Here is a 19,572-nt window from a genome sequence, read left to right as displayed (position 1 = left end):
ACGCCATGCCCAGCCCCACATCCACCGAACGCGCCCAGCGCCAGGCCGAGGTCGTGCAGGCCCTGTCGGCCTGCGTGCCACAGCATGCGCTGCTCTGGCAGCCCGAGGACACCACGCCTTACGAATGCGACGGCCTCACGGCCTACCGCCAGCGCCCGCTGGTCGTGTGCCTGCCCGAAACGGAAGGCGAAGTGCAGGCCGTGCTGAAGACCTGCCACCGCCTGGGCGTGCCCGTGGTGGCGCGCGGCGCTGGGACGGGCCTGTCGGGCGGCGCCATGCCGCATGCCATGGGCGTGACGCTGTCGCTGGCCAAGTTCAACCGCATCCTGGACCTGGACCCGGTCGCCCGCACGGCGCGCGTGCAGTGCGGCGTGCGCAACCTGGCCATCAGCGAGGCCGCCGCGCCCTACAACCTGTATTACGCCCCTGACCCCAGCAGCCAGATCGCCTGCACCATCGGCGGCAACGTGGCCGAGAACTCCGGCGGCGTGCACTGCCTGAAGTACGGCCTGACGGTGCACAACGTGCTGCGCGTGCGCGGCTACACCATGGAGGGCGAGCCCATCACCTTCGGAGCCGAGGCGCTGGACGCGCCCGGCTACGACCTGCTGGCCGCCGTGATCGGCAGCGAGGGCATGCTGGCCGTGGCATTGGAGGTCACCGTCAAGCTGGTGCCCAAGCCGCAGCTGGCGCGCTGCATCATGGCCAGCTTTGACGACGTGCGCAAAGCCGGTGACGCCGTGGCCGCGGTGATCGCCGCCGGCATCATCCCCGCCGGCCTGGAAATGATGGACAAGCCCATGACCGCCGCCGTGGAGGACTTCGTCAAGGCCGGCTACGACCTGACGGCCGAGGCCATCCTGCTGTGCGAGTCCGACGGCACTCCCGAGGAGGTGGAGGAAGAGATCGCGCGCATGAGCGAGGTGCTGCGCGGCTCGGGCGCCACGGCCATCTCGGTCAGCACCAGCGAGGAAGAGCGCATGCGCTTTTGGAGCGGGCGCAAGAACGCCTTCCCCGCCAGCGGCCGCATCAGTCCCGACTACATGTGCATGGACTCCACCATCCCGAGGAAGCGCCTGGCGGACATCCTGCTCGCCATCCAGGAGATGGAGAAGAAGTACCAGCTGCGCTGCTGCAACGTGTTCCACGCGGGCGACGGCAACCTGCACCCGCTGATCCTGTTCGATGCCAACGACCCCGACCAGCTGCACCGCTGCGAGCTGTTCGGCGCCGACATTCTGGAAACCAGCGTGGCCATGGGCGGCACCGTGACGGGCGAGCACGGCGTGGGGGTGGAAAAGCTCAACTCCATGTGCGCGCAGTTCACCGTGGAGGAGAACGCGCAGATGTTCGCGCTCAAGGAGGCGTTCGACCCGCAGGGCCTGCTCAACCCCGGCAAGGTGATCCCGACGCTGAACCGCTGCGCGGAGTACGGCAAGATGCTGGTGCGCAACGGCAAGATGAGCCACGCCAACCTGCCGCGCTTCTGACGGCCACCACGCGCGCTCGCGCCCTGGGCTGACAGCGCGGCGCGCAACCAGGTGCCAGCATGGCGCTTTTACCCCTGACAAGGAGGTGCGCCATGCCCGTGTTGTCCCCGTTCCCGTTTCGACTTCCGCGCCGTCTCGCGCCACTGGGTCTGTGTGCCCTGCTGGCCAGCGGCGCCAGCGCCGTGCAGGCGCAGGCCGACAGCGCGCCCCGCCCGGCCGTGCTGCCGCCCGTGCAGACGGCCGGCGCGCTGCACTACCAGTGCGGCGGCATCGGCACCGACGAATCCACCGCCATGCGCGCAGCCATGAAGGACTACCCCCTGTCGCTGCTGTTCGCGCGAGCGGATGGCGCCTACGAGGCCAACGTCGACGTGCGCATCACCCCGCAAGGCGGGGGCGACGCGATGCAACTGCGCGCCGGCGGTCCCGTGTGCCTGCTGCAACTGCCTGCGGGCAGCTACCGTGTGGAGGTACAGGGCGCCGGCCAGAACCACAGCCGCACCGTGCAGGTGGGCCGGGCGCCGCAAACGCTGGATTTTCGGTTCTAAGCAAAATCGGGTCTTAGCGCTTATCCAGTAAGCGCTAGCAGCTACCAATTAGATAGCACTCACAGCCCAGCCACCGCCGCCCACAACGCGCCCGCATGCGAGACGGCGAACAGCAGCAGCCCGATGCAGCCGCCCACCACGGTGCCGTTGATGCGGATGTACTGCAGGTCGCTGCCGATGTGCAGTTCCACCAGCCGCGCCATCTCCTGCGCGTCCCAGCGCTGCACCGTGGCGCGGATGTGTTCGGCCACCGACTGCGCCACATCGGGCGCAAAGGTGGCGGCCCACAGTTCCAGGCGCACGTTCAGGCGCACGCGCAGCGCCGCATCACCCGCGAGCGACAGCCCCAGCCACTGCCCCATGTCGGCCACGCGCGCGGACAATGCCGAGTCTTCGTTCATCAGATCGTCGCGCAGCTTCTGGCGCAGGTCGCTCCACAGATCGCGCACATAGCGGCCCAGCACCTCGTCGTTCTGCAGGTAGCCGCGCACCTCGTCGCCGCGGCGCGCCCAATCGGGGTCGGTCTGCAGGCGGGCGATGAGGCGCTGCACGGCGCCGTCCAGCGCCTCGCGCAGCTCGTGCTGCGGGTCCTCGGCCACCGCCTTGAGCAGGGTGTCCACGGCGTGCGTGATGGCCGAGGCGCCCTTGCCCGAGAGCCAATCGGTGGGCAGCACCTTCTGCTTGAGCGGATGCTCACGCTTGATCCACTGCAGCAGCGTGTCGGCCACGAAGGCGCGCGTGTCCTCCGATCGCACCATGCCGCCCAGGCGCTCCAGCAGGTCGTCCAGCAGCGCCTGGTGCCGGCCCTGGTAGGTGAGTGCGCCCAGCGCCGACGCCATGGAGCGCGACAGGTCGATCTTGCCCACCAGCGTGCGCGCGGCCTGGCTCAGGAAGGCCTGGATCTTCGCGTCCTCCACCGTATCCAGCGCGGTCAGCGCCAGCCTGGCCACCTGCCTGCCCAGCAGGCGCGCGTTGGCCGGTGCCGTGAGCCACTGCGCCAGCATGTTGGCCGGATCGTGGCGGCGGATCATGGTCACGAGCGAAGGCGCGTCCAGGAATTTGTCGCGTACGAACACCGCCAGGTTGCCGCCGATGCGGTCCTTGTTGCGCGCAATGATATCGGTGTGGCGCTGCACCAGCGGCAGCGGGATGCGCCGAAACAGCGCCGACACCGCAAACCAGTCGGCCAGGGCGCCCACCATGGCGGCCTCCGCCACGGCGCGCACGCAGGCCACGCCCAGACTGGGTGGAAAGAAATAGGTCAGCGCAAAGACGGCGACCACTGCCAGCAGCAGGCCGGTGGCCTGGCGCTTGGCCCGGGACAGCTGGGAGGCGCGGCCCGCGAGCGCAGCCGGCTCGGCCGAAGCCGCGGCCTGCGCACCAGGCTCCAGGGGGGACGCATGCATGCGGGAAAGCATAGCCGCGCACCGCGGCCCACGCCACCCCGCGGTTGTAGGAGATGGACGCTTTTGCGCCGCCGGCCAGTCAGCGCGCCGGCGCGACCTGGTCCAGCGCCGCGGCCAGGTGGCCCACCGTGCGGTCCACGTTGTGCCACTTCTCCAGGCCGAACAGGCCCAGGCGGAAGGTCTGGAAGTCCGCGCCCTCGCCGCATTGCAGCGGCACGCCCGAGGCGGTCTGCAGCCCCGCCTCGGCGAACTTCTTGCCGCTCTGGATGCCGGGGTCGGTGGTGTAGCTCACCACCACGCCCGGTGCCTCGTAGCCCGCAGCCGCCACGCTGGGAAAGCCCCGCGCCTGCAGCAGCGCGCGCACCTTGGCGCCGAGTGCGATCTGCTCGTCGCGCACCTTGGCAAAGCCGTAGTCGCGCGTTTCCAGCATCACGTCGCGCAGGCGCACCAGTGCGTCGGTGGGCATGGTGGTGTGGTAGGCGTGCTGGCCTTTTTCGTAGCCTTCGGCGATCTGCATCCACTTCTTCAGGTCGCACGCGAAGCTGCTGCTCGTCGTGCCGTCGATAGCCTGGCGCGCGCGTTCGCTGAGCATCACCATGGCGCAGCAGGGCGAGCCGCTCCAGCCCTTTTGCGGGGCGGAGATCAGCACGTCCACGCCGGTGGCCTGCATGTCCACCCACATGGCGCCGGAGGCGATGCAGTCGAGCACGAACAGCGCGCCCACCTCGTGCGCAGCGGCGCTCACGGTGCGGATGTAGTCGTCAGAGAGGATGATGCCGCTGGCCGTTTCCACGTGCGGCGCGAACACCACCTTGGGCCGCTCGGCGCGGATGGCGGCGGCCACCTCCTCGGCCGGGCACGGCGCCCAGGGGGCTTGTGGGCCGTCGCCTTGCTTGCGCGCCTTGCAGACCACGGCGCCACCGCCCAGGCCGGTGTCGGCGTCGAAAATCTGGCTCCAGCGGAAGCTGAACCAGCCGTTGCGCACGATCAGCACCTTCTGCTTGTTGGCGAACTGGCGCGCCACGGCCTCCATGCCGAAGGTGCCGCTGCCCGGCACCAGCACGGCGGTGTGGGCGTGGTACACCTCCTTGAGCGTGGCCAGGATGTCCTGCATCACGCCGGTGAAGCGCTTGGACATGTGGTTGAGCGCGCGGTCGGTGTAGACCACCGAGAATTCAAGCAGGCCATCGGGATCGATATCGGGCAAGAGTCCAGGCATGGGGGTATTTCCGTCGGTCAATGGGATCGGGGCATTGTGGCACGCCCCTTCCAGGGCGCGGCGGGTGGCGTTGGCTACACTCGTGCGCGATACCACCATGCCTTCCGCCCCAAGATCTTCCGCCGGCGTGGCGCTGGAAGGGAAGCTCCACCCCCCCAGGCTGGCGCCCGGCAGCATCCCGCGCCACAAGCTGCTGGCCCTGCTGGAGCAGGCGCCGCACTGGCGCGTGCTGCTGCTGCGCGCTCCGGCGGGCTACGGCAAGACCACGCTCATGGGCCAGCTGTTCGCGCAACTGGCGTGCCAGCCCGGCACCTCGTGCCACTGGCTGACGCTGGACCCGCGCGACGACGACCCGCTGCACCTGCTCACGCACCTGCAGGCCGCCATGGACCGCCATGGGGAGGGGCCGGCCGACGCACCCGTGCCCGACCTGGGCCTGTGGCTCAACACGGTGGCGCGCCGCGGTGGCGGCGCGGTGCTGTTCCTGGACGAATTCGAGTCGGTGCGCGGGCAGGCCACGGTGCAGCTCATCCACCAGCTGCTGCGCTTCGCGCCAGCCAACCTGCGCGTGGTCGTGAGCACACGCCCGCACGCGCGGCTCGCGCTGCACCGCCTCAAGGCCAGCGGCTGGCTGCTGGAGTGGGACGCGCGCCAGTTGCGCTTCGACGACGAGGAAACCCGCGCCCTGCTGCGCCACGGCGACGCCGCGCGCGCGCCCGCCGCCTGGCTGGAGCTGCTGGCCCAGCGCTGCGAGGGCTGGCCCGCCGCGCTGCGCCTGGGCACGCTAGCGCTGCACCACGGCGAGGCGCCGCCGCGCTTCCTCGACACGCTGCACGACGGCGGCTCCGACCTCGCCAGCTACCTGGCCAGCGAAATCCTGGAGCAGCAGCCGCCCGCGCACCGTGACTTCCTGCTCGACACCAGCATCCTGCGCTACCTGCTGCCGCCGCTGTGCGACGCGCTGTGCGAGCGCGGCGGCAGCGCGGCGCTGCTGGAGGACATGGGCCGCCACCTGCAGTTCCTCACCCCGCTGGGCCCGAGCCAGGGCGGCGCCTGGCGCTGCCACTCGCTGCTGCAGGACTTCCTGCGCAAGCGCCTGGACGCGCTGCACCCCGGCCGCGCCGCGCTGCTGCACCGCAAGGCCGCCGCCTGGCTGGAGGCCGAGGGCCTGCTGATCGAGGCCATCGGCCACGCGCTGGACAGCGGCGACGCGGCCTTCGCCGCCGCGATGGTGGCGCGCGCCGCCCGGCCGCTGGTGCGCAACGGCCACCTGGCCACGCTGCAGCACTGGATCGCGCGCCTACCCGCGCACATCGCCGACTGCCATCCCGGCATCGTCTGGGCCGCCGGGCGCGCCCACACCTACTTCCACCAGTTGGAGGAGGCGCGCGCGCGCCTGCGCCAGTTGCTGGCGCTGTCCACGCAGCAGGACTTCGACCGCCTCACCTGGGAGGACTACCTGGCGCTGGAGGCGCTGCTCGTGGCCGCCGAGGACGACGTGGCGCAGACCATGCAGGTGACGCAGCGCAATCTGCCCCAGGCCCACGGCGACTATGCGCGCGGCATCATGCTCAACGTGCGCGCGCACGGCGAGATCGCGCAGCACCATTTCGACGCCGCGCTGGCGCTGCTCGACCAGGCCGACCTGCACAACCGCAAGGCCTCCAACCTGTTCGGCCTGTCGGCCGCGCTGGGGCTGCGCGCCGCCATCTGGAGCTCGCGCGGCGCGCTGCAGCGCGCCCTGGCCTGCTACAGCGGCATGGGCACCGACGGCCAGCACGCGCAGCATGCCGCGCTGGGCTCGGGCCTGCGCTGCGAGCTGCTGTACGAGACCGACCAGCTCGACGCCCTGCAGGCCCTGCTGGCGCTGCACGCGCCGCACGCCGACGACTACCTGGCCACCGACCTGGTCATCGGCGCCTACCTGGCGGCGGCGCGGCTGCAGTTCGCGCGCGGCGACGGCGGCGGCGCGCAGGCCATCCTCGACGAGGCGCTGGCGCGCTCGCTGCAGCGGCGCTTTCACCGCCTGGAATTCGCCTGCCTCTGGGAGAAGGTGCGCCTGGCCACGCTGGCGGGCCAGCTCGCGCAGGCGCGCGCGCTGGTGCCCGCCGCCCTGCCTGGGGAGGCTAGCCGTTCTGTTAAAGTGTTGCTAAGAAAGCTGTAATGGCTCAAAATTCCGCCCTAGTCAACGACTAGGGCGTTTCTTTGTCCAAGGAAAAATCTCATCCAACTTCAGTAAAGCCGACTAAGTGGCCGCCTAGATTTCCGCCGGCCGCGGCGGGTATTCAAGTCAATCACTGCAAGAACCCCAAGTGCGGTAACTTCGGCGTACCGCCCAAGCTTGCGGTTGCCCGAGGCGGGGCCGGTACTCCAGCTTCTTCCGTTGGCCCAGGCGACTACACCGTGGTCGCTACCGGTAAGGACCAGCCGGCACTGAAGTGCCGCCTGTGCGAGGAAATCACCCCTATGCAGAGCAACTTGGCGATTGCCGAGGAGCTTATGCGCATGTCGGAGTACCTTGAACCAGTACTCCCGCAGTGTCCGAACGAGGCCTGCTCTCTATCGGAGGGGGCGCCATCCCTTGAGAATGTGACTCGCTTCGGCACCAACGCCCACGGAACTCCCCGGTTCAAGTGTGTCGGCTGCAAGAAGGCGTTCTCCTTCGGCGGCCGGTCAACCAAGCGCCAACGTCGCAGTCACTCCAATCGCGATATCTTGGTGCATCTGATGAACGCCATGCCGCTGCGGCGCATCATCAAGGTCCTCGATATCTCCCCCAGCCAGCTATACGACCGCATCGACTTCCTCTATGAGCAGGCCCAGATGTTCGCCGGCGAGCGTGAGCGAACCCTCATGGGACGCGACGACCTAGGCTCAAGATATCTGTCGGTTGACCGGCAAAAGCTGGTGGTGAACTGGCACTCTAAGAAGGTGCGAAAGAACACACTTTTGCTGTCCATTGCAACGGCCGACCAGGCTACGGGCTATGTGTTCGGGGTCAACGTCAACTTTGACCCTGCGCTGGACTCTGCTGACGTAGAGAAGGACATGGTTCGCTTTGGCGACCATGCACTTGCCAGAGCGTTTCGCCGCTACGCGAGAGTCTGGCTACCGGCTGATTGGAATGCTGCGGCTGAGAGGGCGGCGCCTCGCGGAGGTACCTCCCGAAAGCCTATGGAATCGGTCATCGAAGAGACGTACGACGCAGCCTTAGGTCGCCCCGATATAGAAGATGGTGAAGGCCCCGCGAACTCATCCCGTGCCCCCGTAAAGGGCATGCTGCTGCATGAGCAAGTGGTGATGTACGCCCACATCCAGCTTGTCACTCGACTGCTCTGCCGTGCCAAGAAGATTCGCTTCTTCACAGACCAGGAGTCGGGCATACGTGCGGCCATTCTGACGGCCGTGCCGAAAAGGGTTCTGGACCGGACGGCTGACGCTTTCTATGTCAAGGTGCTCAAAGATATGTCAGTGGACATGAAGCGCGCGCTGGTTGGTGCAACCAAGCGGCGTCTGGCGCGCTTAGCGGAGAAATACGGGGTAACCCCTGAGGCTGCAGAACTTCTGGCTGCCGAGGAAGAACTGGCGCGCATGGTTGCCATCGGCAAGTGGGGGGACCGCTGGTTCCGCCATCCCATATCGGAGATGCGTGAGCCTGAGAAATCCGTTTGCTGGCTGACCGATATCGACCCGGTCGAAACCGAACCGGACAAGCGTCGGCTCCAGCTTAGCCACCAGGCGCTACTGCACCTGAAAGCCACCCTTACCGCTGTCGACCGCTTCTTTATGCAGGTCCGGCGAGGCCTCACGCTGGCAGAACGCGCGGTGGCCAGCGCCAACACCGACCGACGTCTCTGGTTCGGGAAGAGCGCCTACAACCCCGAAGTCCTGGTGAAGGTGCTCGGCATCTTCCGGACGTACTTCAACTACTGCGAGGTTGGCCGGGACGGGAAAACGCCGGCAATGCGGCTGGGGCTGGCGCGCGGACCCATAGCGCCCGAAGACATCATCTATTTCACTCCCGAACCGCCCGAAAGACGCCGCGCGCCTGCCGCTCGGTCGCTCAAGCCCTCCGGCCCCGTGGCTCACGCAAGCGAGTCACTTGCCGCGTAGGACCCGTAGTTCGAGGTGAGCTTGGTCCGCAGTCAGGGAGCTCACTCGCACTTGGTAGACAGAGAGGGGGGCTCCCGATTCAGGCCCCGAGGACTCTTCCCATTCGGCTACACCCCCTTCACCCTCGCCGCTCACCGAGGAAAGGTACGGGCTCCGCCCTGTGCAGGCCAGCACTACTGCCGGGGCTAGGGTCATCCGCGGCAGAATACCGGTTGGTTTGACCCAATTTGTTACTTCAGCGCCTCTGATAAGGACACGACAAGGCTGGCTGCCATTGTCTCGCCAAGCCTCAACGCTCAGAGAGACAGTCCGATTGCCGTATGCCACGGGAGTGCTGCCCCTGAAGTCCGGAGCGGGCTCGTCGTTGCAGGCAGTGAGGAAGCTGGCGGCACACACGAGCGCGACGCCTAGGGAAAGGGGCTTGAAATTCAGCATGTCCCTTATAGCGACCAAAGAAACGAAGCCCCTCGTGCCGAAGCAGAGGGGCTTGAATCAAGGGCTTAGCAACACCTTAACGGAACGGCTAGCCTGGGGAGGGTGGCTTTCACTTCGCCACCGACACCGAGGCTTGCGACATCGCCTGGCTCCGGCTGCAGGTGCGCGACGGCCAGGCGCGCCAGGCGCTGCCCGCCATCGCGCAGCACGAGCGCCAGGCGCACGCCACGCAGCGCGGCTGGCGTGCGCTGAAGCTGTCGGTCCTGCGCGCCTGCGCGCTCGACGCGCTGGGCGACGCCCCGGCCGCGCATGCGGCGCTGGCCGCCGCGCTGGCCGAGGGCAGCCGCCACGGCTTCGTGCGCAGCTTCGCCGACGAAGGCGCGCCCGTGCTCGGCCCCATCGCTGCCTGGCTCGCGCCGGGCGCCGCGCTCCCGGCCGGCGTGCCGCGCGAGTACGCGCAGCAGGTGCTGGCGGCCGGGGCGCTGCCGCCCGCCGCACCGGCCGCCGTGGACGCGGACGAGGGCTTCAGCGCGCGCGAACGCGCACTGCTGCAGGCACTGGCCCAGGGCCAGCAGAACCGGGAGATCGCCAGCCGCCAGGGGCTGGCGGAAAACACGGTCAAGTGGTACCTCAAGCGGCTGTACCTCAAGCTCGACGCACGCAACCGCGCCCAGGCCATCGCCCAGGCGCGGCGTCTGCGCCTCATCGACTGACGCCTGGGCGACTGCTTGGCGTAGCGACAAACCCTAGCTCCACCCGAACAGGTGGTGACGCGCCGCGCCGCCGTTTCCTAGACTGCCCCGCACAACAACGACGGAGACACCGCCCCCCGGGGCGGCTGGCAGACACGATGACCACAGCCTTGGCAACCCGCCCCGCGGCGGATGTGACACTGGACGAAAAATACGAGCTCGCGAGTGGCTGGACTTTCATGTCCGGCACGCAGGCGCTGGTGCGCCTGCCGCTGCAGCAGCGCCTGTGCGACGTGGCCGCCGGGCGCAACACGGCGGGCTTCATCAGCGGCTACCGCGGCTCGCCGCTGGGCCGCTACGACATGGAGCTGTGGCGCAACGCCGAGCGGCTGAAGGCGCACCACATCCACTTCCAGCCCGGCGTGAACGAAGATTTGGCGGCCACCGCCGTGTGGGGCTCGCAGTACGTGGGCATCTTCCCCGGCGCGCGCTACGACGGCGTGTTCAGCATCTGGTACGGCAAGACGCCCGGCGTGGACCGCAGCGCCGACGTGCTGCGCCACGCCAACGCCGCGGGCACCGCGCCCTGGGGCGGCGCGCTGGCGCTGTGCGGCGACGACCACGCGGCCAAGTCCTCCACGCAGGCCGCGCAGTCGGACCAGATCCTGATCGCCACCGGCATCCCCGTGCTCTACCCGGCCAACGTGCAGGACATCCTCGACTTCGGCCTGCACGGCATCGCCATGAGCCGCCATGCCGGCTGCTGGGTCGGGCTCAAGCTGGTGACCGACGTGGTCGAGTCCTCGGGCAGCGTGCAGGTGGGCGTGGGCCGCCCGCATACCACCGCGCCCGCGCCGCTGCCCACGCAGCCGGCCGACGGGCTGAACATCCGCCGCTTCGACGGGCCACTGCCGCAGGAGTCGCGCCTGTACGAGCACAAGCTGCACGCCGCGCTGGAGTACGCGCGCGCCAACGGGCTCAACCGCGTGGCGCTCGACAGCGCCGCGCCGCGCCTGGGCATCGTCGCGGCGGGCAAGAGTTACGCCGACGTGCGCCAGGCGCTGCTGGAGCTGGGGCTGGACGAAGCCGCCGCCAGCGCCCACGGCATCCGGCTGCTGAAGGTCGGCATGGTCTGGCCGCTCGATCCGCACGCCATCGAGGACTTCGCCCAGGGCCTGGAGACGCTGCTGGTGGTGGAGGAAAAGCGCAACGTGCTGGAGGACCAGGTCAAGGCCATCCTGTTCGACGCGCCGGGCCTGCGCGGCGTGCGCGTGGCCGGCAAGTACCACGGGGCCAACGGGTGGGCGCGCGAGCGCGGCGCGCCGGGCCTGCCGTCGACGGGCGAGCTGGCGCCGCCGGCCATCGCCGCGCTGGTCGCGCGGCTGCTCGGCCTGCCGGGCTGCGAGGGCGCCGCCCCGGCCGCCGTTCCCAAGGGCGGGCCGGTGCGCCTGCCCAACTTCTGCTCGGGCTGCCCGCACAACACCTCCACCCAGTTGCCCGAGGGCAGCCGCGCGCTGGCGGGCATCGGCTGCCACGCCATCGCCTCGCTGCAGCGTCCGCAGACCACCGGCACCATTTCGCACATGGGCGGCGAGGGCGTGATGTGGGTCGGCCAAGCGCCGTTCACCGACGAGCCGCACGTCTTCGCCAACCTGGGCGACGGCACCTACTTCCACTCGGGCTTCCTGGCCATCCGCCAGGCCGTCGCGGCCAAGGTGCGCATCACCTACAAGCTGCTGGTCAACGGTTTCGTCTCCATGACCGGCGGCCAGCCGGTGGACGGCGAGCTGTCGGTGCCGCAGATGGCCGCCGAGCTGCTGGCCGAGGGCGTAGGCCGCATCGTAGTGGTGGCCGACGACCCGGGCCGCTACGACGGCGTGGCGCTGCCCCCGGGCGTGGCCGTGGAGCACCGGCGCGCGCTGGAGCGCGTGCAGCGCGAACTGCGCGAGTTCACCGGCGTGTCGGTGCTGATCTACGACCAGGTGTGCGCCACCGAGCGCCGCCGCCTGCGCAAGCGCGGCAAGGTCCCCGACCCGGACCAGCGCAGCTTCATCAACAGCGCCGTGTGCGAGGGCTGCGGCGACTGCAGCGCCAAATCCAACTGCATGTCCATCGAGCCGCTGCCCACCGAGCTGGGGCGCAAGCGGCGCATCAACCAGTCGTCGTGCAACAAGGATTTTTCCTGCGTCGAGGGCTTCTGCCCCAGCTTCGTCACCGTGCACGGCGCCACGCCCCGGCGCGGCAAGGCGCGCGCGCTGCCCGAGTCGGACCTGGCGCTGCCCGAGGCCGCCTTGCCCGCGCTCGACGGCGCGCGGCCCTACGGCGTGCTGGTCACCGGCATCGGCGGCACGGGCGTGGTGACGGTGGGCGCCATCCTGGGCATGGCAGCACACCTGGACGGCAAGGCCGCCAGCACGCTCGACGTGACGGGCCTGGCGCAGAAGTACGGCGCCGTGATGTCGCACATCCGCATCGCCGCCGACGCGGCGCAACTGCAGTCCACGCGGCTGGCGGCGGGCGAGGCCGACCTGCTGGTGGGCTGCGACCTGGTGGTCAGCGCCGGGGACGAGGCGCTGTCCAAGTTCCGCGCCGGGCGCACCCGCGCCGTGGTGGACACCAGCGTGGCGCCCACCAGTGAATTCACGCGCAACCCCGACTGGCAGCTCGACGCGCAGGCGCTGCAGCAGCGCATTGCCGCCGCCGCGGGCGGCGACGCGCAGCTCGCCCTGGTCGAGGCCACGCGCCTGGCCGTGGCGCTGATGGGCGACACCATCGCCGCCAACCTGTTCCTGCTGGGCTTTGCCTGGCAGCGCGGCTGGCTGCCGGTGGCGCGCGCGGCCATCGAGCGGGCCATCGCGCTCAACGGCGTGAGCGTGGACTTCAACCTCAAGAGCTTCCTGTGGGGCCGCCGCGCCGCGCACGACGGCGCCGCCGTGCAGGCGCTGGCCGCGCCCGCCGGCACGCAGAAGGTGGTGCAGTTCCAGCCGCGCTTGGCGCGCCTGGCCGACGTGCTGGCCGACCGTGGCGCGCGCCTGGCTGCGTTCCAGAACCCCGCCTACGCCGAGCGCCACGCCCGCCTGGTGCAGCGCGTGGCGGCGGCCGAGCAGGCCGCCGGCGGCGGCGAGCGCCTGGCCACCGCCGTGGCGCGCCACTACTTCAAGCTGCTGGCGTACAAGGACGAATTCGAGGTGGCGCGCCTGTACAGCACGCCCGAATTCCGCGCCGAGCTGGCGCAGGCCTTCGAGGACGGCTACCGGCTGCACTTCCACCTCGGCGCCTGGCCCTTCGCAGGCAAGGACCCGGTGACGGGCCTGCCGCGCAAGCGCGGACTCGGGCCCTGGGCCTGGCACGCGCTGCGCCTGCTGGCACGCCTGCGCGGCCTGCGCGGCACGGTGCTGGACCCGTTCCGCCACAACGCCGAACGGCGCCTGGCGCTGCGCCTGATCGCCGACTACGAGCAGGACGTGGAGCGCCTGCTCGCCGGCCTCACGCCCGAGCGCCTGGCGCTGGCCATCGAGACGGCGCAGTGGCCCGAGCAGGTGCGCGGCTTCGGCCACGTGCGCGAGGCCAGCGTGCAGAAGACCGGCGCGCTGCGCGCCGCGCTGGCGCAGCGCTGGGCGCAGGCCGAAGCGCCCCAGCAGGCGCGCGCGGCCTAAGCTATTAAAAAAAGAGCTGCTTGCGATTGCTGCAAGCCATTTCAGTGGCTGTTTCATATTGGAAACAGCTATGGACAAGCGCGAGCAGCTATCAATTCAGTAGTCCATTCACCACCGACACCAAGGAGCGAGACATGACGCACATTCCCCACTTCACCCGCCGCGCCGCGGTCCTGGCCGCCGCGCTGGCCGCCGCGCTGGGCGCCGCGCCCGCCCGCGCGCAGGGCGAGCCGCCGATCAGGATCGGCATTAGCACGGCGGTGCAACTGCAGATCGGGCGCGACACGCGCGACGGCGCGCAGCTCGCCATCGACGAGATCAACGCCAAGGGCGGCCTGCTCGGGCGCAAGCTGGCGATGGTGGTGGCCGACGAGACCGAGGACCCGGAGAAGGGCATCAGCGCCATCAAGAAGCTGACGGCCGACGAGAAGGTGGACGCCATCGTCGGCGGCTACACCTCGGGCGTGGTGCTGGCGCAGCTGCCGCACATCGCGGCGGCCAAGACGGTGTACATCAACGTGGGCGCGGCCTCGCCCGCCATCAACGCCAAGGTCAAGCAGAACTACGAAGCCAACAAGTACATCTTCCGCATCGGCACGCTCAACTCGCTGCACCTGGCGGGCGGCCTGGTGAGCTACATGACCGACTACCTGCACGGCGAGCTGGGCATGAAGAAGTTCGCCATCGTCGGCGAGAGCGCCAAGTGGGTGCAGGACCTGATCCCCGTGCTCAAGCGGGGCGCCACGGCCAAGGGCCTGGACGTGGTGATGGCCGAGACCTTCGACACCGGCACCACCAACTTCTCGCCGCTGCTGTCCAAGGTGAAGAACAGCGGCGCCGAGTACATGGTGGTGATCCTGTCGCACGCCTCCAGCGACGTGCTGGCCAAGCAGTGGTACGACGCGCGCATTCCCGTGCCCTACGGCGGCATCGACGTGAAGGGGCAGGACACCGATTTCTTCGAGCGCGTGGGCGGCAAGGCCGTCACCGCCGTGGCGGGCAACTACATCGTGCGCGCGCCGCTGTCGCCGCGCACCCTGCCGTTCCTCGACGCCTTCAAGGCGCGCTACAAGCGCGAGACCGTGTACACCGGCGCGGGCGCCTACGACGCCGTGCACGCCTGGGCCGACGCGGTGGCGCGCGCCAATTCGGTTCAGGCCGATGCCGTCATCAAGGCGCTGGAGAAGGTGGACATGCCCATCACCACCGGCCGCCTGCAGCTCGACGACACGCACGACGTGAAGGCCGGCCCCGGCCTGGTGAACATGCTGTGGGTGCAGTGGCAGGAGGGCGGCAAGCGCGTCATCCTCTGGCCCAGGGAGGCGCGCACCGGCGACTTCGCCAAGCCGCAGTGGATGCAGTGAAGCAGGCCCGGGCATGACGGACATCCTGGTTCACGGCGCGGTCACCAGCGCCATCTACGCCATGCTGGCGGTGGGCTTCACGCTGGTGTTCGGCGTGGCGCGCATCCTCAACCTGGCGCACGGCGCGTTCTACATGCTCGGCGCCTACTTCACCTACCTGTTCGCCACGCTGCTCGGCCTGCCGCTGGCGCTGGCGGCGCTGGCCGCCATCGCCGCCACGGCGGGCCTGGGCTGGGCCGTGGAGCGCTGGCTGATCCGGCCGCAGCGCGACTCCAGCATGGCGGTGATGATGGTCACCATGGCCTTCCTGCTGGTGGCCGAGCAGGTGCTGCTGGTGACCTTCGGCTCCGAGGTCGTCAACGTGCCGGCCTTCGCCGACGCCAAGTTCAGCCTGGGCGGCGCCGACATCGGCGGCCAGCAACTGCTGACCCTGGCCACGGCCGTGGCGGCGCTGGCCGTGCTGTGGCTGCTGATCCAGCGCACGCGCGCCGGCGCGGCCATCCTGGCGCTGTCGCAGGACCCGCTGGCCGCGCAGTACATGGGCATTCCCATCGACCGCGTGTACGGCCGCGTGGTGGCGCTGTCGGCCGCGCTGGCGGCGCTGGCCGGGGTGATGGCCGGGCCCTTCCTGTCCACCTCGCCGCACATGGCCATGCCCGCGCTGACCAAGGCCTTCGCCATCGTCATCGTCGGCGGCCTGGGCTCGCTGCCGGGCAGCATCCTGGCGGCCATCCTGCTGGGCTACGCCGAAACGGCAGTGGCCTACCTGGTGTCCTCCTCGTGGACCGAGGTGGTGTCGCTCGTCGCCGTGCTGCTGACGCTGCTGCTGCGTCCCGCCGGCCTGCGCGGAAAACGCGCCGCTTTCTGAGACCATGCCCATGAAAATCACCCTTCGACAATCCCTGGCGCTGGCCGCCGCGCTGGCGCTGCTGGCCGCCGTGCCCTGGCTGGGCAGCGCCTACATGACGGGCGTGTTCACCGTCTGCCTGATCTACGCCATCTGGGCCATGGGCTGGGACTTCTTCTCGGGCCTGACCGGGCGCGAGAACTTCGGCTACCCGCTGTTCATCGGCATCGGCGCCTACGCCACCGGCTACCTCGACGCCAACCACGGCATCTCGCCCTGGCTCGGCCTCTTCGTGGCCATGGGCATGTCGGCGCTGCTGGGCCTGGTCATCGGCTTTCCCACGCTGCGCCTGAAGGGCCCGTACTTCGCGCTGGCCACGCTGGCGGCGGCGGCCATCGCGCAGCGCATGCTGCTGATCCTGTGGGACATCACGGGCGGCGAGGAAGGCATCCAGGGCCTGACGCCGCTGGTGCTGGACACGGTGCGGTACTACTACCTGGTGCTGGGCGTGGCGCTGGCCAGCGGCGCGGTGCTGGTCGGCCTGTCGCGCTCGCGCTGGGGGCTGCTGCTGCGCGCCATCCGTGGCGACGAGGCGAGCTGCCAGGCCGCGGGCATCAACGTCACGTTCTACAAGATCGCCGCGCTGGTCATCAGCGCGGTGTTCGCGGGCCTGGGCGGCGCGCTGTACGCCAGCTACCAGATGCAGGTCAGCCCGCAGATCGTCTCGGTGCTGATGCTGGTGGCCGTGGTCACCATGGTCTACGTGGGCGGCATCGGCTCGGTCTATGGCGCGGCGGGCGGCGCCATCGTGCTGTCGCTGCTGGGCGAGATGCTGCGCAGCGCGGGCGAGTACCGGCTGCTGGTCTATGCGCTGCTGCTCATCGTGGTGATCTTCTTCCTGCGCGGCGGCCTGGTCGCGCCGCTGTGGCGCAGGCTGGGCAAGGGGGCCACGCCATGACCGCGCTGCTCGACATCCAGGGCCTGACCAAGCGCTTCGGCGGGCTCACCGCGGTGCAGGACATGGCGTTCTGCGTGGCGCGCGGCGAGATCCTCGGCATCCTCGGCCCCAACGGCGCGGGCAAGACCACGCTGTTCAACCTGCTGACCGGCTTCATCCGGCCCGACGCGGGGCGCGTGGTCTTCAACGGCCAGGACCTGGCCGGGCGCACGCCCGCCCAGGTGGTGAACCAGGGCCTGGCGCGCACCTTCCAGTTGTGCCGCCCCTTCGTGGGCATGAGCGTGGTGGAAAACGCCATGGTGGCCTGCTACTCGCCGCGCGGCCGCGCCACCGGCGAGGCGCCGCGCGAGCGCGCGCTGCGCATGCTGGACGACGTGGGCCTGGCCCACAAGGCCGAGACCCCGGCCGAGCTGCTCTCCTACGGCGACCAGCGGCGCCTGGAGATCGCGCGCGCGCTGGCCACCGACCCGCTGCTGCTGCTGCTCGACGAGCCCTTCGCCGGGCTGGGCGCGAGCGAGATCGAGCCGCTGTCGGCGCTGATCCGCCGCCTGCACGCCGAGCGGGGCCTGAGCATCCTCATCATCGAACACAAGCTGCGCGAATTCATGCAGCTGGTGCAGCGCGTGGTCGCCATCGACTTTGGCGAGCTCATCGCCATCGGCGACGCGCAGGACATCGTGCGCCACCCCAAGGTGGTAGAGGCGTACATCGGAAAGACGGAGGCCGACCTTGCCACTGCTTGACATCCAGGGGCTCGCCGCCTCCTACGGCAAGGCGCTGGCCCTCGAATCCGTGGACCTGCACGTGCAGCCCGGCGAACTGGTGGGCGTGCTCGGCCCCAACGGCGCGGGCAAGACCACGCTGCTCAAGGCCATCTCGCGCAGCCTCGCGTCCAGCGGCACGCTCAACCTGGACGGCCAGCCGCTGCACGGCCACGCCGCGCACGCGGTGGTGGGCCTGGGCATCTGCCATTGCCCCGAGGGGCGGCGCCTGTTCACCGAACTGACGGTGCGCAAGAACCTGGAGCTGGGCGCGTACCTGAACCCCTCGCGCGACGGCGTGCAGGCCACCATGGAGACGGTGTTCGCGCTGTTCCCCATCCTGCGCGAGCGGCTGGAGCAAACCGTCTCCACGCTCTCGGGCGGGCAGCAGCAGTTCGTGGCCATCGGCCGCGCGCTCATGGGGCGCCCGCGCCTGCTGCTGCTCGACGAGCCCTCGGTGGGCATCGCGCACCGGCTGAAGATCGAGATCTTCGACGCCATCCGCGCCATCGCCGCCTCGGGCGTGGCCGTGCTCATGGCCGAGCAGGACGCGCAGAACACGCTGCGCGTGGCGCAGCGCGTGTACGTGCTGGAAAACGGCCGCATCGCGCGCCACGGCAGCAGCGCCGAGCTGGCGGGCGACGATTACATCCGCCGCATCTACCTGGGCATCTGAATGGACACCGATACCTTGCGCGCGCACCTGCGCGACCTTCTGGGCGAGGCCGGCGTCGTGGACGCCGCCGACGCGGCCCAGCGCCCCGCCGGCTTCATGCGCCAGGACACGGTGCAGTGCCGCCTGCTGGCGCGCCCGCGCAGCACCGACGAAGTGGCCGCCGTGCTACGGCTGTGCCATGCGCAGCGCATCCCCGTCGTGCCGCATGGCGGGCGCACGGGCCTGGTGCACGGGGCCGACGCCACGCCCGCGCAGCTCGTGCTGTCGCTCGAGCGCATGAACGCCATCGAGGCCATCGACCCGCGCCAGCGCGTGGCCGTGGCGCAGGCCGGCGTCACGCTGCAGGCGCTGCAGGAGGCGGTGCAGCCGCATGGCCTGGCCTTCCCGCTCGACCTGGGGGCGCGCGGCTCGGCCACGCTGGGCGGCAACGCAGCCACCAACGCGGGCGGCAACCGCGTCATCCGCCACGGCATGATGCGCGAGCGCGTGCTCGGCCTGGAGGCGGTGCTGGCCGACGGCACCGTGGTGTCCTCCCTCAACCGCATGCTCAAGAACAACGCGGGCTACGACCTCAAGCAGCTCTTCATCGGCTCCGAGGGCACGCTGGGCGTCATCACGCGGCTGGTGCTGCGCCTGGCCGAGCTGCCGGCGAGCCAGAACGTGGCACTGGTGGCGCTGCCCGATTTCGACGCCGTGGCCGCCCTGCTGGGCCACATGGACCGCGCGCTGGGCGGTGGCCTGTCGGCCTTCGAGGTGATGTGGCGGGCGTTTTACGAACTCGTGACCACGCCGCCCGCCGCCAGCGCGCCGCCGCTGGCGCACGGCCAGCCGTTCTACGCCCTGGTCGAGTCGCAGGGCGCGGACCAGGCGCTGGACGGCCCGCGCTTCGTCGCCGCGCTGGAAGCGGCCATGGCGCAGGGCTGGATCGTGGACGCGGCCGTCGCTAGCTCGGCGCGCGAATGCGCGGCGCTGTGGGCGCTGCGCGACGACGTGATGCAGACGGCGCGCCACGGCTGGCCCTTCACCTTCGACGTGTCGCTGCCCATCGCGGCCATGGAGGGCTACGTGGCCCAGGTGCAGGGCGCCCTGGCCGCGCGCTGGCCGGCGCACCACTGCTGGGTGTTCGGCCACCTGGGCGACGGCAACCTGCACGTGGTCGTCCACACCGGCGCGGACGGCGACCGCGAAGCGGTGGAGCAGATCGTCTACGCCCCGCTGGCGCCGCTGCAGGGCTCGGTCTCGGCCGAGCACGGCATCGGGCTGGAGAAGAAGCCCTACCTGCACCTGTCGCGCAGCGCGGCCGAGATCGCGCTGATGCGCACGCTCAAGCAGGCGCTCGATCCGCTGCAACTGCTCAACCCAGGCAAGGTGCTGCACGACTCTTGAAGGGGATTTGCCCCGGCTCCT

14 protein-coding genes are annotated in these 19,572 nt (G+C 70.1%); 12 read left to right on the top strand and 2 right to left on the bottom strand.

The genetic code is table 11. From position 1 onward, the window contains the following. Positions 1-5 precede the first annotated feature (5 nt). Both MRB47_RS02760 and MRB47_RS02755 read left to right on the top strand, forming a co-directional pair. Positions 6-1,490: an FAD-linked oxidase C-terminal domain-containing protein gene (locus MRB47_RS02760; RefSeq protein ID WP_234305534.1), complete on the top strand. Its 1,485-nt coding sequence runs from the start codon at positions 6-8 to the stop codon at positions 1,488-1,490. A gap of 92 nt (positions 1,491-1,582) precedes the next feature. Next, on the top strand, positions 1,583-2,038 hold the full coding sequence (locus MRB47_RS02755) for a hypothetical protein (RefSeq protein ID WP_012655460.1): 456 nt from the start codon (positions 1,583-1,585) through the stop codon (positions 2,036-2,038). Between the two features lie 59 nt (positions 2,039-2,097). Here MRB47_RS02755 and MRB47_RS02750 read toward each other — a convergent pair whose 3' ends face one another. After that, entirely contained in the window at positions 2,098-3,444 is a 1,347-nt protein-coding gene (locus tag MRB47_RS02750; RefSeq protein WP_411275725.1) for a DUF445 domain-containing protein, read from the bottom strand. 79 nt (positions 3,445-3,523) lie between these two features. Next, the gene (locus tag MRB47_RS02745) at positions 3,524-4,663 is read right to left on the bottom strand and encodes an aminotransferase class V-fold PLP-dependent enzyme (protein WP_252101839.1); all 1,140 of its coding nucleotides are present in this window, start codon (positions 4,661-4,663) and stop codon (positions 3,524-3,526) included. Positions 4,664-4,760: 97 nt separating this feature from the next. On the opposite strand from MRB47_RS02745, the gene MRB47_RS02740 reads away from it, so the two are divergent. From MRB47_RS02740 to MRB47_RS02695, 10 genes are all read left to right on the top strand, one after another. Continuing rightward, positions 4,761-6,827 (top strand): hypothetical protein, encoded by a 2,067-nt coding sequence (locus MRB47_RS02740; protein ID WP_252101838.1) that lies wholly within the window; start codon positions 4,761-4,763, stop codon positions 6,825-6,827. 41 nt (positions 6,828-6,868) lie between these two features. Further along, the gene (locus MRB47_RS02735; RefSeq protein WP_252100595.1) at positions 6,869-8,776 is read left to right on the top strand and encodes a hypothetical protein; all 1,908 of its coding nucleotides are present in this window, start codon (positions 6,869-6,871) and stop codon (positions 8,774-8,776) included. Positions 8,777-9,351: 575 nt separating this feature from the next. Next, on the top strand, positions 9,352-9,924 hold the full coding sequence (locus MRB47_RS02730; protein WP_411275745.1) for a response regulator transcription factor: 573 nt from the start codon (positions 9,352-9,354) through the stop codon (positions 9,922-9,924). A 137-nt stretch (positions 9,925-10,061) separates the two neighbouring features. After that, positions 10,062-13,559, top strand: coding sequence for an indolepyruvate ferredoxin oxidoreductase family protein (locus MRB47_RS02725; protein WP_411275724.1), 3,498 nt, complete (start codon positions 10,062-10,064; stop codon positions 13,557-13,559). Positions 13,560-13,693: 134 nt separating this feature from the next. Continuing rightward, complete coding sequence (locus MRB47_RS02720) at positions 13,694-14,923, top strand: ABC transporter substrate-binding protein (protein ID WP_252101835.1); 1,230 nt, start codon at positions 13,694-13,696, stop codon at positions 14,921-14,923. Positions 14,924-14,936: 13 nt separating this feature from the next. Further along, complete coding sequence (locus tag MRB47_RS02715; protein WP_252101834.1) at positions 14,937-15,791, top strand: branched-chain amino acid ABC transporter permease; 855 nt, start codon at positions 14,937-14,939, stop codon at positions 15,789-15,791. Positions 15,792-15,801: 10 nt separating this feature from the next. Further along, on the top strand, positions 15,802-16,728 hold the full coding sequence (locus MRB47_RS02710; protein WP_252101833.1) for a branched-chain amino acid ABC transporter permease: 927 nt from the start codon (positions 15,802-15,804) through the stop codon (positions 16,726-16,728). After that, entirely contained in the window at positions 16,725-17,471 is a 747-nt protein-coding gene (locus MRB47_RS02705; protein WP_252101832.1) for an ABC transporter ATP-binding protein, read from the top strand. Before MRB47_RS02710 ends, MRB47_RS02705 begins: the two co-directional genes overlap by 4 nt. Then, entirely contained in the window at positions 17,458-18,165 is a 708-nt protein-coding gene (locus tag MRB47_RS02700; RefSeq protein WP_235103467.1) for an ABC transporter ATP-binding protein, read from the top strand. The genes MRB47_RS02705 and MRB47_RS02700 overlap by 14 nt, the downstream gene beginning before the upstream one ends. Then, positions 18,166-19,551, top strand: coding sequence for an FAD-binding oxidoreductase (locus tag MRB47_RS02695; RefSeq protein ID WP_252101831.1), 1,386 nt, complete (start codon positions 18,166-18,168; stop codon positions 19,549-19,551). Positions 19,552-19,572: the final 21 nt, after the last annotated feature.

The sequence above is a fragment of the Diaphorobacter sp. LI3 genome (assembly GCF_022807955.1).
GTDB lineage: Bacteria > Pseudomonadota > Gammaproteobacteria > Burkholderiales > Burkholderiaceae_C > Diaphorobacter > Diaphorobacter nitroreducens.
This window is presented reverse-complemented; position numbering and strand designations above follow the sequence as displayed.

What these genes read in the sequence shown, in the direction of transcription:
- MRB47_RS02755 (WP_012655460.1), top strand. Translation starts at nt 1,583, where the DNA reads ATGCCCGTGTTGTCCCCGTTCCCGTTTCGACTTCCGCGCCGTCTCGCG.
- MRB47_RS02715 (WP_252101834.1), top strand. Translation starts at nt 14,937, where the DNA reads ATGACGGACATCCTGGTTCACGGCGCGGTCACCAGCGCCATCTACGCC.
- MRB47_RS02725 (WP_411275724.1), top strand. Translation starts at nt 10,062, where the DNA reads ATGACCACAGCCTTGGCAACCCGCCCCGCGGCGGATGTGACACTGGAC.
- MRB47_RS02720 (WP_252101835.1), top strand. Translation starts at nt 13,694, where the DNA reads ATGACGCACATTCCCCACTTCACCCGCCGCGCCGCGGTCCTGGCCGCC.
- MRB47_RS02710 (WP_252101833.1), top strand. Translation starts at nt 15,802, where the DNA reads ATGAAAATCACCCTTCGACAATCCCTGGCGCTGGCCGCCGCGCTGGCG.
- MRB47_RS02695 (WP_252101831.1), top strand. Translation starts at nt 18,166, where the DNA reads ATGGACACCGATACCTTGCGCGCGCACCTGCGCGACCTTCTGGGCGAG.
- MRB47_RS02745 (WP_252101839.1), bottom strand. Translation starts at nt 4,663, where the DNA reads ATGCCTGGACTCTTGCCCGATATCGATCCCGATGGCCTGCTTGAATTC.
- MRB47_RS02705 (WP_252101832.1), top strand. Translation starts at nt 16,725, where the DNA reads ATGACCGCGCTGCTCGACATCCAGGGCCTGACCAAGCGCTTCGGCGGG.
- MRB47_RS02740 (WP_252101838.1), top strand. Translation starts at nt 4,761, where the DNA reads ATGCCTTCCGCCCCAAGATCTTCCGCCGGCGTGGCGCTGGAAGGGAAG.
- MRB47_RS02750 (WP_411275725.1), bottom strand. Translation starts at nt 3,444, where the DNA reads ATGCATGCGTCCCCCCTGGAGCCTGGTGCGCAGGCCGCGGCTTCGGCC.
- MRB47_RS02760 (WP_234305534.1), top strand. Translation starts at nt 6, where the DNA reads ATGCCCAGCCCCACATCCACCGAACGCGCCCAGCGCCAGGCCGAGGTC.